This window comes from Pseudomonas mendocina, assembly GCF_003008615.1.
Lineage (GTDB): Bacteria > Pseudomonadota > Gammaproteobacteria > Pseudomonadales > Pseudomonadaceae > Aquipseudomonas > Aquipseudomonas mendocina_C.
Map to the genome: position 1 here is coordinate 2,982,013 of NZ_CP027657.1, position 12,299 is coordinate 2,994,311.

At 61.6% G+C, this 12,299-nt stretch carries 13 protein-coding genes; 2 read left to right on the forward strand and 11 right to left on the reverse strand.

Annotation, left to right across the window (positions count from 1 at the left end; all coding sequences use genetic code 11):
• Positions 1–41: 41 nt before the first annotated feature.
• Positions 42–611 carry a glycerol-3-phosphate 1-O-acyltransferase PlsY gene (plsY, locus tag C7A17_RS13840; RefSeq protein WP_106738583.1) on the reverse strand — a complete coding sequence of 190 codons (570 nt, stop codon included), beginning with the start codon at positions 609–611 and terminating at the stop codon, positions 42–44.
• 75 nt (positions 612–686) lie between these two features.
• Here plsY and folB point away from each other — a divergent pair, with 75 nt between their 5' ends.
• Both folB and folK read left to right on the forward strand, forming a co-directional pair.
• Positions 687–1,043, forward strand: a complete 357-nt coding sequence (gene folB / locus C7A17_RS13845; RefSeq protein ID WP_106738584.1) for a dihydroneopterin aldolase — start codon at positions 687–689, stop codon at positions 1,041–1,043.
• Positions 1,034–1,576 (forward strand): 2-amino-4-hydroxy-6-hydroxymethyldihydropteridine diphosphokinase, encoded by a 543-nt coding sequence (gene folK, locus C7A17_RS13850; protein WP_106738585.1) that lies wholly within the window; start codon positions 1,034–1,036, stop codon positions 1,574–1,576. The genes folB and folK overlap by 10 nt, the downstream gene beginning before the upstream one ends.
• A 46-nt stretch (positions 1,577–1,622) precedes the next feature.
• Here folK and C7A17_RS13855 read toward each other — a convergent pair whose 3' ends face one another.
• From C7A17_RS13855 to pdxA, 10 genes are all read right to left on the reverse strand, one after another.
• Positions 1,623–2,864 (reverse strand): multifunctional CCA addition/repair protein, encoded by a 1,242-nt coding sequence (locus C7A17_RS13855; RefSeq protein WP_106738586.1) that lies wholly within the window; start codon positions 2,862–2,864, stop codon positions 1,623–1,625.
• A gap of 126 nt (positions 2,865–2,990) precedes the next feature.
• The gene (locus C7A17_RS13860; protein WP_106738587.1) at positions 2,991–3,503 is read right to left on the reverse strand and encodes a DUF4136 domain-containing protein; all 513 of its coding nucleotides are present in this window, start codon (positions 3,501–3,503) and stop codon (positions 2,991–2,993) included.
• A 61-nt stretch (positions 3,504–3,564) separates the two neighbouring features.
• Positions 3,565–5,130, reverse strand: coding sequence for a SpoVR family protein (locus C7A17_RS13865; protein ID WP_106738588.1), 1,566 nt, complete (start codon positions 5,128–5,130; stop codon positions 3,565–3,567).
• 10 nt (positions 5,131–5,140) lie between these two features.
• Complete coding sequence (locus tag C7A17_RS13870) at positions 5,141–6,412, reverse strand: YeaH/YhbH family protein (protein ID WP_064495166.1); 1,272 nt, start codon at positions 6,410–6,412, stop codon at positions 5,141–5,143.
• 74 nt (positions 6,413–6,486) lie between these two features.
• Positions 6,487–8,409 carry a PrkA family serine protein kinase gene (locus C7A17_RS13875; protein ID WP_106742930.1) on the reverse strand — a complete coding sequence of 641 codons (1,923 nt, stop codon included), beginning with the start codon at positions 8,407–8,409 and terminating at the stop codon, positions 6,487–6,489.
• A 280-nt stretch (positions 8,410–8,689) separates the two neighbouring features.
• Positions 8,690–9,019, reverse strand: a complete 330-nt coding sequence (gene glpE / locus C7A17_RS13880; protein WP_106738589.1) for a thiosulfate sulfurtransferase GlpE — start codon at positions 9,017–9,019, stop codon at positions 8,690–8,692.
• 31 nt (positions 9,020–9,050) lie between these two features.
• Positions 9,051–9,869 (reverse strand): symmetrical bis(5'-nucleosyl)-tetraphosphatase, encoded by an 819-nt coding sequence (locus C7A17_RS13885; protein WP_106738590.1) that lies wholly within the window; start codon positions 9,867–9,869, stop codon positions 9,051–9,053.
• Positions 9,869–10,249, reverse strand: a complete 381-nt coding sequence (gene apaG / locus C7A17_RS13890; protein ID WP_106738591.1) for a Co2+/Mg2+ efflux protein ApaG — start codon at positions 10,247–10,249, stop codon at positions 9,869–9,871. The genes C7A17_RS13885 and apaG overlap by 1 nt, the downstream gene beginning before the upstream one ends.
• A 29-nt stretch (positions 10,250–10,278) precedes the next feature.
• Entirely contained in the window at positions 10,279–11,088 is an 810-nt protein-coding gene (gene rsmA, locus C7A17_RS13895) for a 16S rRNA (adenine(1518)-N(6)/adenine(1519)-N(6))-dimethyltransferase RsmA (RefSeq protein WP_106738592.1), read from the reverse strand.
• 114 nt (positions 11,089–11,202) lie between these two features.
• Complete coding sequence (gene pdxA, locus C7A17_RS13900; protein WP_106738593.1) at positions 11,203–12,198, reverse strand: 4-hydroxythreonine-4-phosphate dehydrogenase PdxA; 996 nt, start codon at positions 12,196–12,198, stop codon at positions 11,203–11,205.
• Between the last annotated feature and the right edge of the window lie 101 nt (positions 12,199–12,299).

Below are 12,299 nucleotides of genomic sequence, written 5' to 3' on the forward strand. Positions count from 1 at the left end.
TAGGAGCGGCTTCAGCCGCGATTTTCATCCCGACAGGTTGCTTAAAAACGGCGCTCGCGGCCGGCGAACAGATCACGCAGGTTGCCGCGGTGACGCCAGACGATCAGCCCGGTCAGCACGCAGGCCGGTAGCAGGGCCGCCGGTTGTTGCCAGGCCAGCAGTGGCAGCGTCAGCGGGGTAGCGATCAGCGAGGCCAGTGAGCTGGTGCGGGTCAGCAGGAAGACCAGAGCCCATGCCGCAAGGGCGAGTAGTGCGGCTGGTGGGTAGAGGCCGAGCAGCATGCCGGCGGCAGTGGCCACGCCCTTGCCGCCGCGGAAGCGAAAGTACAGTGGATAGAGGTGGCCGACGACAGCGGCCAGCCCGATCCAGGCCTGCTGATGCAGGCTGAGGCCGAGCAGCTTGGCGATCAGGATCGGTAGCAGGCCCTTGAGCAGGTCGCCGATCAGCGTCATGACAGCGAGCTTCTTGCCGGCCACCCGCAGCATATTGGTGGCGCCGGGGTTACCCGAGCCGCTGGCGCGCGGGTCTGGCCCGCCAGCAAGTCGGCTGAGCAGGATGGCGAAGGACAACGAGCCGAGCAGGTAGGCGAGGATCGCCAGAAGCCAGAACATGGTGGCCATTCCAATGCATGGGGTGGGCCGATTCTAACGAGGTGTGGCGCCCTTGTCGTGGCGCGGAGAGTGTGGGTGGACAGAGTATTTATCGAGGGGCTGGAGGTCGATACGGTGATCGGCGCCTACGATTGGGAGCGCGACATTCGCCAGTGCCTGCGCCTCGACCTGCAGATGGGCTGGGATAACCGCCCGGCCGCGGCCGACGATGATCTCAACCGGGCGCTCGACTACGCCAGCGTGTCCGCGCGTATTCAGGCCTTCGCTTCCGAATCGCAATTCATCCTGGTGGAAACCTTCGCCGAACGCTTGGTGCAGGTGTTGATGGAGGAATTCCAGATTCCCTGGATACGCCTCAAGCTGACCAAGCCCGGCGCCGTGCCGGCGGCACGTGGTGGGGTAGGCGTGGAGATCGAGCGCGGATGTCTCTGACCCGGGTATTCCTTGGCCTCGGCAGCAATATCGAGCGCGAGGCTCACCTTGTTGCCGGGCTCGAGGCACTGGCTGGTCTGCTTGCTGACATGCGCTGCTCGCCGGTATTCGAGAGCCACGCCGTGGGCATCAAGAGCGGCAACTTCTTCAATCTGGTGGTGGTGGGCGAGACCGAGCTACCGCTGCTGGAGCTGGATCGCCGGCTGAAATTCATCGAAGCCGACAACGGCCGCTACGCGCCGGATCGCAAGGGTTTGCCGCTGGATATCGACGTACTGCTGTACGGTGAGCAGGTCGGCAACTTCAATGGCTTGATCCTGCCGCGCGCGGAGATTCTCAAGAACGCTTTCGTGCTGTGGCCCCTGGCGCTGCTGGCGCCGCAGTTGCAGCACCCGGTGGATGGTCGTTCGTTCGCTGAGCTGTGGGCGGCGACGCAGATCAATCAGCAACTCTGGCCAGCCGCCTTTCAGTGGCGTGGTGCCGAGTTGACGCCGCAGGCGCTGTTGCAGGCGCATTCGGACGGGGCTGCGTAGGGTGCGCCGCGCGCACCGCAGTTACCAGTGGTGCGCATGGCGCACTCTACGGTTTCGTTAAAAGAGACTGCTGCTCCTTGTAGCCCTTGAGCGCTTTCAGACGTTCGCGATTGAGCGCTTCGCCCAGCTCGGCACCTTTGAAACCCTTTTCTAGCAGCGGTTTGACCGCCACTTGCCGAGCGACCTCGGCGGCGCCTAGCAGATATGCGGCTTGTGGATATTCACGCTGTTCCAGACCCTGGCGACCACGCGCGTCCATTTCGCAAGCTGCGACGAACTCGGCGAAGCGCTGCGGCCGACGGAACACGTCGAAGCGTTGCAGCAGCTCCAGCAGCGTCGAGGGACGCAGCTCCAGGGCACGGTGCCCGTGGGTATGGAACTCGCCGACGAGTGACGCCAGCTCAGCGTAGTCACGCGGTGCCTTGCAGCGTTCGTTGATCGCCTGAATCAGCTTCAGACCTTTGTGCTCGTGGGCGATATGACGTGGCCAGTCGGCCTCTGGGGTCAGCCCCTTGCCAACATCGTGAAGCAGGCACGCCCAGCGTACGTTCAGCGGTTGCTGATGTTCGGCACACTGGCGCAGCACGCTCAATACATGCACACCGGTATCGATCTCCGGGTGATGGGCGGGCGGTTGCGGTACGCCGAACAGGACGTCCACTTCTGGCAGTAGGGCGGCCAGCGCGCCGCAGTCGCGTAGCACCTGGATGAATACATCCGGGCGTGGCTCCATCAGTGCGCGGGATATTTCCTTCCAGCTGCGTTCGGCGGTGAGATGGCCCAGTTCGCCGGACTCTGCCAACTGACGCATCAGTGCCAGGGTTTCCGGCGCAACGCTGAAACCGAGCGGCGCATAGCGTGCGGCGAAGCGGGCGACGCGCAGTACGCGCAGCGGGTCTTCGGCGAAGGCCGGGGAAACGTGGCGCAGGATGCGTGCCTGAAGATCGTGCTGGCCATTGTAGGGATCGATCAGCGCGCCTTGTTCGTCCTCGGCCATGGCGTTGACGGTGAGGTCGCGGCGGATCAGGTCTTCTTCCAGCGTGACGTCGGGGCTGGCGTGAAAGGTGAATCCGCCATAACCGCGGCCGCTCTTGCGCTCGGTGCGAGCCAGGGCGTATTCCTCGCCCGTCTGCGGGTGCAGGAATACCGGAAAGTCGGCACCCACGGGGCGGTAACCGAGTTCGAGCATCTGCTCGGCACTGGCACCGACCACGACCCAGTCCACTTCGCTGACGGGGCGGCCGAGCAGACGATCACGTACTGCGCCGCCGACTTTGTAGATCTGCATGTCTGTTCCTCCACTGAGCGCAGAGGATACCGAAGATCGCGCCAGGCTGCGCCGCGCAACGGTTTATAGAGGTAGCCCGGATGCAATCCGGGACGTTCGCGCGGATATCTCCGGATTGCATCCGGGCTACGGTGTGGCTTGCGGAATCTGCTCGGTCAGCACCTGAATAGCACGCTCCAGCAGTTCGGCACTGTCACGCGCCGGGCTCAGTCCGGTGCTGATCACGCCTTCCCAGAGAATGCGCCCGTCAAGGTCGGTGAGGCGCAGGCGCAAGGTACCGGTTTCGTCGCGCAAGCGATGGATGGCCTGATAGGAACCAAGTGCGTTGGGTGGCGGCGTGTCGACCTTGAACATCAATGGGCTGTCCTGCACGGCCAGCCAGTAATAGAGATGTAGTTGCGGCTGCTGGCTCTCGTGGTAACCCCGTGCGGATAGGCCATGGCGCAGCAGTTGCGGAAGCTGGCGATAACGCTCTGGAAAGGGCGCTTCGCCCTCCAGGCTGGATTGTGGGTCGATCAGCTCGAAACTGTGGCGCCCGGCGAGCGAGGCATCGGCGGGGCTGAGTATGCGTGCCTGGGGAATATGACTGGTGCAGGTGGCCAGTCCCAGGCACAGGAGAATTACCAGAAATAAGCGCATGCGCGGCTTCTCGCGGAGTCTGCCTGCGATGCTGATTGCTCGCGTCATGCCCGGCAACCGATCAAATGGGTGGAATGATCAGATCCAGGCGAGGATATTCGTTGTCCCCCTCGGCGCTACCGCGTGGTGGGACGTGCTGGGTGGTGATCAGTTGATCGCCCTGGCACACCTCCAGGTGAATATCGAAGCCCCACAGACGGTGCAGGTGCTTGAGTACCTCTTCGGTAGAGTCGCCCAGTGGTTTGCGGTCGTGCTGCTGGTGGCGCAAGGTCAGCGAGCGGTCGCCCCGACGGTCGATGTTCCAGATCTGTACGTTGGGTTCGCGGTTGCCCAGGTTGTATTGCGCGGCAAGCAGTTCGCGGATGGTGCGATAACCGGGTTCGTCATGGATGGCCGGCACCAGCAGTTCGTCCTTCTGGTCGTCGTCGAGGATGCCGAACAGCTTGAAGTCGCGAATCACTTTGGGTGAAAGAAACTGCAGGATGAAACTTTCATCCTTGAAGCTGTTCATGGCGAACTTGAGCGTGGTCAGCCAATCGCTGCCTGCGATGTCGGGGAACCAGTGTTTGTCTTCCTCGGTGGGTTCCTCGCAGATACGACGGATGTCGCGGTACATGGCGAAGCCCAGGGCATAGGGGTTGATGCCGCTGTAGTAGGGGCTGTCGAACGGCGGCTGGTAGACCACGCTGGTGTGCGACTGCAGAAACTCCATCATGAAGCCGTCGGTGACCAGGCCTTCGTCGTAGAGGTCGTTCATCAGGGTGTAGTGCCAGAAGGTGGCCCAGCCTTCGTTCATCACCTGGGTCTGGCGTTGCGGGTAGAAGTACTGGGCGATCTTGCGCACGATGCGGATCACTTCGCGTTGCCAGGGCTCCAGCAGCGGCGCGTGCTTCTCGAGGAAATAGAGGATGTTCTCCTGCGGCTCGGCGGGGAAGCGCTTGCTGTCCTTCTCGCCGCCTTTGTCCGCACTTTTGGGAATGGTACGCCACAGGTCATTGATCTGCTTCTGCAGGTGTTCTTCGCGGTCTTTCTGGCGCCTGCGTTCTTCTTCGGCGGAGATGGGGTAGGGGCGTTTGTAGCGGTCTACGCCGTAGTTCATCAGGGCATGGCTGGAGTCGAGCAATTCCTCCACGGCGTCGATGCCGTAACGCTCCTCACATTGCATGATGTACTGCTTGGCGAACACTAGATAATCGATGATCGAGCTGGCGTCGGTCCAGGTGCGGAACAGGTAGTTGCCCTTGAAGAAGCTGTTGTGACCGTAACAGGCGTGGGCGATCACCAGTGCCTGCATGCAGATGGTGTTCTCCTCCATCAGGTAGGCGATGCAGGGATCGGAGTTGATCACGATCTCGTAGGCCAGGCCCATCTGGCCGCGCTTGTAGCCTTTCTCGGTGGCAAGAAAATGCTTGCCGTACGACCAGTGGTGATAGCCCAGCGGCATGCCTACCGAGGCGTAGGCGTCCATCATCTGCTCGGCAGTGATGACCTCGATCTGATTCGGATAGGTGTCCAGCGCATAGCGCTCGGCGATGCGAGCGATCTCGCGGTCGTAGGCGCGGATCAGCTCGAAAGTCCATTCCGAACCGGTGGACAGCGGTTGGCGCTTTTTGGCGGTAGCATTCATGGCTTAGCCCTCAGCTCACCAGGCGACGCTGGAACAGTTCACGGAACACCGGATAGATGTCCGCCGCAGAAACCAGTTGTTGCTGGGCGAAGCTGTCGGCGAAGGCCTCGGCCACCTGCTCGTATTCGAACCACAGCGCCTGGTGTTCGCGTGGGGTGATCTCGACGTAAGTGAAATACTGCACGAACGGCATGATCTGGTTGATCAATATATCCCGGCATACGGGAGAGTCGTCGTTCCAGTTGTCGCCGTCCGACGCCTGCGCGGCGTAGATGTTCCATTCGTTGATCGGGTAGCGCTCGGCCATGACCTCCTGCATCAGCTTCAGCGCGCTGGATACGATGGTGCCGCCGGTCTCGCGGGAGTAGAAGAATTCTTCTTCGTCCACTTCCTTGGCACTGGTGTGGTGGCGGATGAATACCACGTCGATCTTGTCGTAATTGCGCTTGAGGAACAGGTACAGAAGGATGAAGAAGCGCTTGGCCACGTCCTTGGTGGCCTGGGTCATGGAGCCGGATACGTCCATCAGGCAGAACATCACCGCCTTGGAACTGGGGTTGGGCTGTTTGGTCAGCAGGTTGTACTTGAGGTCGAAGGTATCGAGAAACGGTACGCGATGGATGCGTGCACTGAGTCGTTCGATTTCTTCCTGAGTCGCCTGAATATCGCCGAAGTTGTCCGGCTCTTCCCGTCGCAGTCGTTCCAGTTCGGCCTTGGCTTCGCGCAGTTTGGCGCGGCTGGAGCCGGACAGCGCAATGCGCCGTGCATGGGCCGAGCGCAGGGTGCGGATGATGTTGATGCGCGAGGGGTTGCCCTCGTTACTGATGCCGGCGCGTACGGTCTTGAAGGTTTCCGCGCCGGTCAGGTGGCGCTTGACCAGGTTGGGCAGTTCCAGATCCTCGAACATGAAGTCGAGAAACTCCTCCTGGGTGATCTGGAAGACGAACTCATCCATGCCTTCGCCGGAGTTGCTCGCCTTGCCGCTGCCGCGCCCACCGCCACCTCCTTGCGGACGCGGGATACGTTCGCCGGTGGTGAACTCCTTGTTGCCAGGGTGGACGATGGTCTGCTTGCCGCCGCGGCCGTGATGCAGCACCGGCTCGTCGATATCGCGGCCGGGAATGCTGATCTGCTCGCCGTGCTCCATGTCAGTGATGGAGCGCCGGCTGACGGCTTCTTCCACCGCCTTCTTGATGTGCTCACGGTAACGCCGCAAAAAGCGCTGGCGGTTCACCGTGCTCTTGTTCTTGCCGTTGAGGCGCCGGTCGATCACATAGCTCATGACGTCTCCCTAGCCTGCCCGTAGCTACGGGCAGGCAGCGAATGACCCGACGCGCGGTACGCGCCGGACAGGGCTTACTGAGACTTGCGAACCCGCAGGTACCACTCCGACAGCAGGCGTACCTGCTTCTCGGTGTAGCCGCGCTCGACCATGCGTTTGACGAAGTCGTTGTGCTTCTGCTGATCCTCCTTGCTGCCCTTGGCGTTGAAGCTGATGACCGGGAGCAAATCCTCGGTGTTGGAGAACATTTTCTTCTCGATCACCACGCGCAGCTTCTCGTAGCTGAGCCAGGTGGGGTTCTTGCCATTGTTGTTGGCGCGGGCGCGCAGCACGAAGTTGACGATCTCGTTGCGGAAATCCTTCGGGTTGCTGATGCCGGCCGGTTTCTCGATCTTCTCCAGTTCCTCGTTGAGCGCTACGCGGTTGAGGATCTCGCCGGTTTCCGGGTCGCGGTATTCCTGATCCTGGATCCAGAAGTCGGCGTACAGCACATAACGGTCGAAGATGTTCTGCCCGTATTCGCTGTAGGACTCCAGGTAGGCGGTCTGGATTTCCTTGCCAATGAACTCGATGTAGCGCGGTGCCAGGTATTCCTTGATGTAGCGCAGGTAGCGCTCGCGCACCTCGGCGGGGAATTGTTCCTGCTCGATCTGTTGCTCAAGCACGTAGAGCAGGTGCACCGGGTTGGCAGCGATCTCGTGCGGGTCGAAGTTGAAGACCTTGGACAGGATCTTGAAGGCGAAGCGGGTCGACAAACCGTTCATGCCCTCGTCGACACCGGCGCTGTCGCGGTATTCCTGGATCGACTTGGCTTTCGGGTCGGTGTCCTTGAGGTTCTCACCGTCGTAGACGCGCATCTTCGAATAGATATTGGAGTTCTCCGGCTCCTTCAGGCGCGACAGGGTGGAGAACTGGGCGAGCATCTTCAGGGTATCCGGCGCGCAATGGGCTTTGGCCAGCGAGCTGTTGATCAGCAGCTTGTCGTAGATCTTGATCTCATCGGTCACGCGCAGGCAGTAGGGCACCTTGACGATGTAGATACGGTCGATGAAGGCCTCGTTGTTCTTGTTGTTGCGGAAACTGTGCCACTCCGATTCGTTGGAGTGGGCCAGCAGTATGCCGCTGTAGGGAATCGCGCCGAGGCCTTCTGTGCTGTTGTAGTTGCCTTCCTGGGTGGCGGTCAGCAGCGGGTGCAGCACCTTGATGGGCGCCTTGAACATCTCGACGAATTCCATCAGGCCCTGGTTGGCCCGGCACAGCGCCCCCGAATAGCTGTAGGCGTCGGCATCGTTCTGCGGGAATTCCTCCAGCTTGCGGATATCCACCTTGCCGACCAGGGCAGAGATGTCCTGGTTGTTTTCATCGCCAGGTTCGGTCTTGGCCACGGCGATCTGGTTGAGGATCGACGGGTAGAGTTTGACCACGCGGAACTGGCTGATGTCGCCGCCGTACTCCTGCAGGCGTTTGGTGGCCCAGGGCGACATGATCGAATTCAGGTAGCGGCGTGGAATGCCGTAGTCCTCTTCGAGGATCGCACCGTCTTCGGTGGCGTTGAACAGACCCAGCGGCGACTCGAATACCGGTGAGCCCTTGATGGCGTAGAAGGGCACCTTCTCCATCAGTTGCTTGAGCTTCTCGGCCAGCGAGGATTTGCCGCCGCCTACCGGGCCCAGCAGATAGAGGATCTGTTTCTTCTCTTCCAGACCCTGCGCGGCATGGCGGAAGTAGGAGACGATCTGGTCGATGCACTCTTCCATGCCATGGAAGTCGGCAAAGGCCGGATAACGGCGGATCACCTTGTTGGAGAAGATTCGTGACAGTCGGGAGTTGCTCGAGGTGTCGAGCAGCTCCGGTTCGCCGATTGCCATCAGCAGGCGTTCGGCCGCAGTGGCGTAGGCGCTGCGATCCTGTTTGCACAGTTCGAGGTACTCCTGCAGCGAGTACTCCTCCTGGCGGGTCGCCTCGAAACGTTGTTGGAAGTGACTGAAAATGCTCATGACTTCACCTCGCTCGATGCTGAAGGCTGGCTCGGGATCGGTCATGCAGGTGCTGGGCAACCCCGGCTTCAGAACAAGCCGAGAAGAATCCCCCAAAACCAGAAAGTCGTTACCGATGGCCCGATGCCGGTTGGCCGGCTGTACCTTGAGTGGGATGGCCTAAGTAACAGAATAGTTCGTTCTGCCGAGCGTCAAGGGCGGGACAACGATAACTGGATGTTACCGTGCGTCGGGAAGAGCCGGCAGGCCAGAGCGGACGCGGCCTGCCGGCTGGAGAAATTTATTCTTCGCTGCTTTGTGCGATTTCGCTCGGGTAAGTGGCGTGCCACAGCTCGAAACCACCGTCCAGGCTGTATACCTCGGAAAAACCCTGGCTGACCAGGTAGGCTGCGGCGCCCTGGCTGGAATTGCCGTGATAGCAGGACACGATCAGCGGCGCGTCGAGGTCGGCCTGAGTGATGAAGTCATGCAGCGAGTGGTTATCCAGGTGACGCGAGCCGCTGATATGGCCATTGGCGAAGCTCTGTGGGTCGCGAATATCGACCACGACGGCACCGTTGCTGCGCAGCTCGTGCGCCTGTTGTGGGGAAATACGCTTGAATTCGCTCATGTTCGGGTGCCTTTGTGTGATTCGTGGGGGCTTATTCCTTGGGGCAGGTGCAGCGGCGATGTTCGCCGCTGTCTACGTCGAGCAGGGTCATCGCACCGCCCCAGACGCAACCGGTGTCGAGTGCGTACAGGCCGGGCTCCTGGCAATTGCCTTCGAGCGCCGCCCAGTGGCCGAAGATGATCTTTTCGCCGCGCATCTTGCGCTGTGGGTGGCTGAACCAGGGGGCGAAGCCGGGCGGGGCACTGCCAACGCCTTCCTTGCTCTTCAGATCCAGCGTGCCATCTGCCTTGCAGAAGCGCATGCGGGTGAAGTAGTTGGTGATCACTCGCAGGCGGGTTACTCCTTGCAACTCCTTACTCCACTTCGCAGGCTCGTTGCCGTACATACCATCGAGAAACAATGGTAGGCGCGCATCGTCACGCAGGGCTTCTTCGACCTCAGCAGCGCGGCGCAGAGCCTTGCTCAGCGTCCAGTGTGGCGGAATGCCGGCATGCACCAGGGTGACCTTGCGCTCGGCATCGTGATGCACCAGTTTCTGCATGCGCAACCAGTCGAGCAGGTCGGCGCGATCCGGGGCATCGAGAATTTCGCGCAGGGTGTCGCCTTTTTTCAGGCGCTCGATGTTGTGGGCCACGGCCAGCAGATGCAGATCGTGGTTGCCCAGCACACAGGTCACGGCGTGGCGAATGGAATAAAGGAAGCGCAGGGTTTCCAGCGACTGCGGGCCACGATTGACCAGGTCGCCTACCAGCCAGAGCTGGTCTTGTGCCGGATCGAATGACACCTGCTCGAGCAGGCACTTGAGCGGCTTCAGGCAGCCCTGCAGGTCGCCGACGGCATACACAGCCATCAGTGCAGGGCTCCCGGTACGGCCAGACGGAAGGGCGCAATGGTCGCATCGAAGCGTTTGCCGTCCTCGGCGAGCATCTGGTAGCTGCCCTGCATGATGCCGACTTGGGTGGCCATCACCGTACCGCTGCTGTAGGTGTGACTGGCACCTGGCTCGATATGCGGTTGCTGGCCGACTACCCCGGCGCCACGCACTTCCTGTACGCGACCATCGCCGTCGGTGATGATCCAGTGGCGCGACAGCAACTGTGCGGGCACCTCGCCGCTATTGACGATGGTCACGGTGTAGGAGAACGCGTAGCGGTTCTGCTCCGGCTGCGACTGGCCGGGCAGGTAGCGAGTGGTAACGCTGACGTCGATCTGATAGCGAGGGTCGGACATGCGGATAACCCGTTTGGCGTGATTGCAGTTTAGTCCTGCGCAGCGGAGGGCTGCAGGGATAGCTGGTCGGCCAGACGGACGAACGCCGCCAGATCCAGCTGCTCAGGACGCAGGCTGCCATCAACGCCGGCCGCCTCGATGGCTTCGGCTGGCAACAGCCGTTTCAGGGTATTGCGCAGGGTCTTGCGGCGCTGATTGAACGCTTCGCGAACGACGTGCTCGAGCAGGCGGTGATCCTTGGCTGGGTGCGGCAGGGTTTCATGAGGAACCAGGCGTACGATAGCCGAATCGACCTTGGGGGGTGGATTGAAGGAGCCTGGGCCGACATTGAACAGATGCTCCACGCGGCAGTGGTATTGCACCATGATCGACAGGCGTCCCCAGTCGCCACCGCCAGGGCCTGCTGCCATGCGCTCGACCACTTCCTTCTGCAACATGAAATGCATGTCGCGAATCAGCGGTGCGTTGTCGAGCAGGTGGAAAATCAGCGGGGTGGAAATGTTGTAGGGCAGGTTGCCGACCACACGCAGGCTCCGCGGTGAGGCGCCGAGGCGGGTGAAGTCGAACTTCAGGGCATCACCCTGATTCAGTTGAAAGCGCGGGTTGCTGCCGAACTTGTGCTGCAGGATGGGGATGAGGTCGAGATCCAGCTCGATCACGTCGAGTTGTGCGCCGCTGCCCAGCAATCCCTCGGTCAGGGCGCCCTGGCCCGGACCGATCTCCAGCAAACGCTCGCCTTCCTTGGCGCGAATGGCGCGCAGGATGCGGTCGATTACTCCGGCATCGTGCAGGAAGTTCTGGCCGAAGCGCTTGCGCGCGCGGTGTTGGTATTCGGACATGGGCGGCTCCGCGGAGCGCCTCGAGGCGTAACGCATCGAGGCTGGATGCAAAAAAAGAAGTCGCACAGTCTACCAGCGAATGTCGCCACGGGCGCGGCTCGTGGCGTCAGTGGTTCAATTCGCTCGGCTGGCAGCCATCTGGTAGGCAGTTTCCAGTGCCACTTGCAGGCTGCCGATATCTATCCGGCCGGTACCGGCGAGATCCAGCGCGGTGCCGTGATCCACCGATGTGCGAATGATCGGCAGTCCCAAGGTGACGTTCAGCGCGGCGCCAAAACCCTTGAACTTGAGCACCGGCAGGCCCTGGTCGTGATACATGGCCAGGACGGCATCGGCATGTTCGAGGTACTTGGGAGTGAACAGGGTGTCGGCTGGCAAGGGGCCGATCAGGTTCATGCCTTCTGTGCGCAGGCGCTTCAGTGTCGGTTCGATGATCTCGATTTCCTCGCGGCCAAGGTGCCCGCCTTCGCCCGCATGTGGATTGAGACCGCAGACCAGGATGCGTGGCTCGGCGATGCCGAACTTGCTTTGCAGATCGGCATGCAGGATACGGGTAACGCGCTCCAGGCGTTCAGCAGTGATGGCGGCGACGACATCTTTCAGCGGTAGATGGGTGGTGACCAGGGCGACACGAAGGCCACGGGTGGCCAGCATCATCACCACTTGCTCGGTATGGGTCAGGTCGGCGAGAAACTCCGTATGCCCGGAAAAGGCGATGCCGCCCTCATTGATCACGCCCTTGTGCACGGGGGCTGTGATCATCCCGGCGAATGTGCCGTTCAGGCAGCCCTGGCCGGCACGGGTCAGGGTTTCAAGCACATAACCTGCGTTGGCGGGGGCCAGTTTGCCGGGCTCGGCTTGTGCCGCCAGTGGCGTATCCCAGACATACAGGCTGCCGGCTGCTGCGGGGCTGTCCGGCCACTGTCCAGGCTCGGCGCCTAGCAGTTCGATGTCCAGCCCAAGTTGCGCTGCGCGTTCGCTCAGCAGTTGGCGGCTAGCGATGGCCACCAGCGTCTCGGGCTGCTTCTCCCGAGCGAGCAGAAGGCATAGGTCAGGGCCGATCCCTGCGGGCTCGCCAGGGGTCAGGGCAAAGAGTCGGTGTGCGCTCATGGGCGGTCTCGCAGAGGTCGCGGGCCGGTCAGTTTACGCTGCTTGTGCGCATAACGAAAAAGCCCGGCGCAGGGCCGGGCTTTCTGGTCGAGCTACGGGGA

Coding starts and splice junctions, on each gene's coding strand:
- plsY (WP_106738583.1), bottom strand. CDS start 611: ATGTTCTGGCTTCTGGCGATCCTCGCCTACCTGCTCGGCTCGTTGTCC.
- folK (WP_106738585.1), top strand. CDS start 1,034: ATGTCTCTGACCCGGGTATTCCTTGGCCTCGGCAGCAATATCGAGCGC.
- C7A17_RS13855 (WP_106738586.1), bottom strand. CDS start 2,864: ATGCAGATCTACAAAGTCGGCGGCGCAGTACGTGATCGTCTGCTCGGC.
- C7A17_RS13860 (WP_106738587.1), bottom strand. CDS start 3,503: ATGCGCTTATTTCTGGTAATTCTCCTGTGCCTGGGACTGGCCACCTGC.
- C7A17_RS13865 (WP_106738588.1), bottom strand. CDS start 5,130: ATGAATGCTACCGCCAAAAAGCGCCAACCGCTGTCCACCGGTTCGGAA.
- C7A17_RS13870 (WP_064495166.1), bottom strand. CDS start 6,412: ATGAGCTATGTGATCGACCGGCGCCTCAACGGCAAGAACAAGAGCACG.
- C7A17_RS13875 (WP_106742930.1), bottom strand. CDS start 8,409: ATGAGCATTTTCAGTCACTTCCAACAACGTTTCGAGGCGACCCGCCAG.
- glpE (WP_106738589.1), bottom strand. CDS start 9,019: ATGAGCGAATTCAAGCGTATTTCCCCACAACAGGCGCACGAGCTGCGC.
- C7A17_RS13885 (WP_106738590.1), bottom strand. CDS start 9,869: ATGGCTGTGTATGCCGTCGGCGACCTGCAGGGCTGCCTGAAGCCGCTC.
- apaG (WP_106738591.1), bottom strand. CDS start 10,249: ATGTCCGACCCTCGCTATCAGATCGACGTCAGCGTTACCACTCGCTAC.
- rsmA (WP_106738592.1), bottom strand. CDS start 11,088: ATGTCCGAATACCAACACCGCGCGCGCAAGCGCTTCGGCCAGAACTTC.
- pdxA (WP_106738593.1), bottom strand. CDS start 12,198: ATGAGCGCACACCGACTCTTTGCCCTGACCCCTGGCGAGCCCGCAGGG.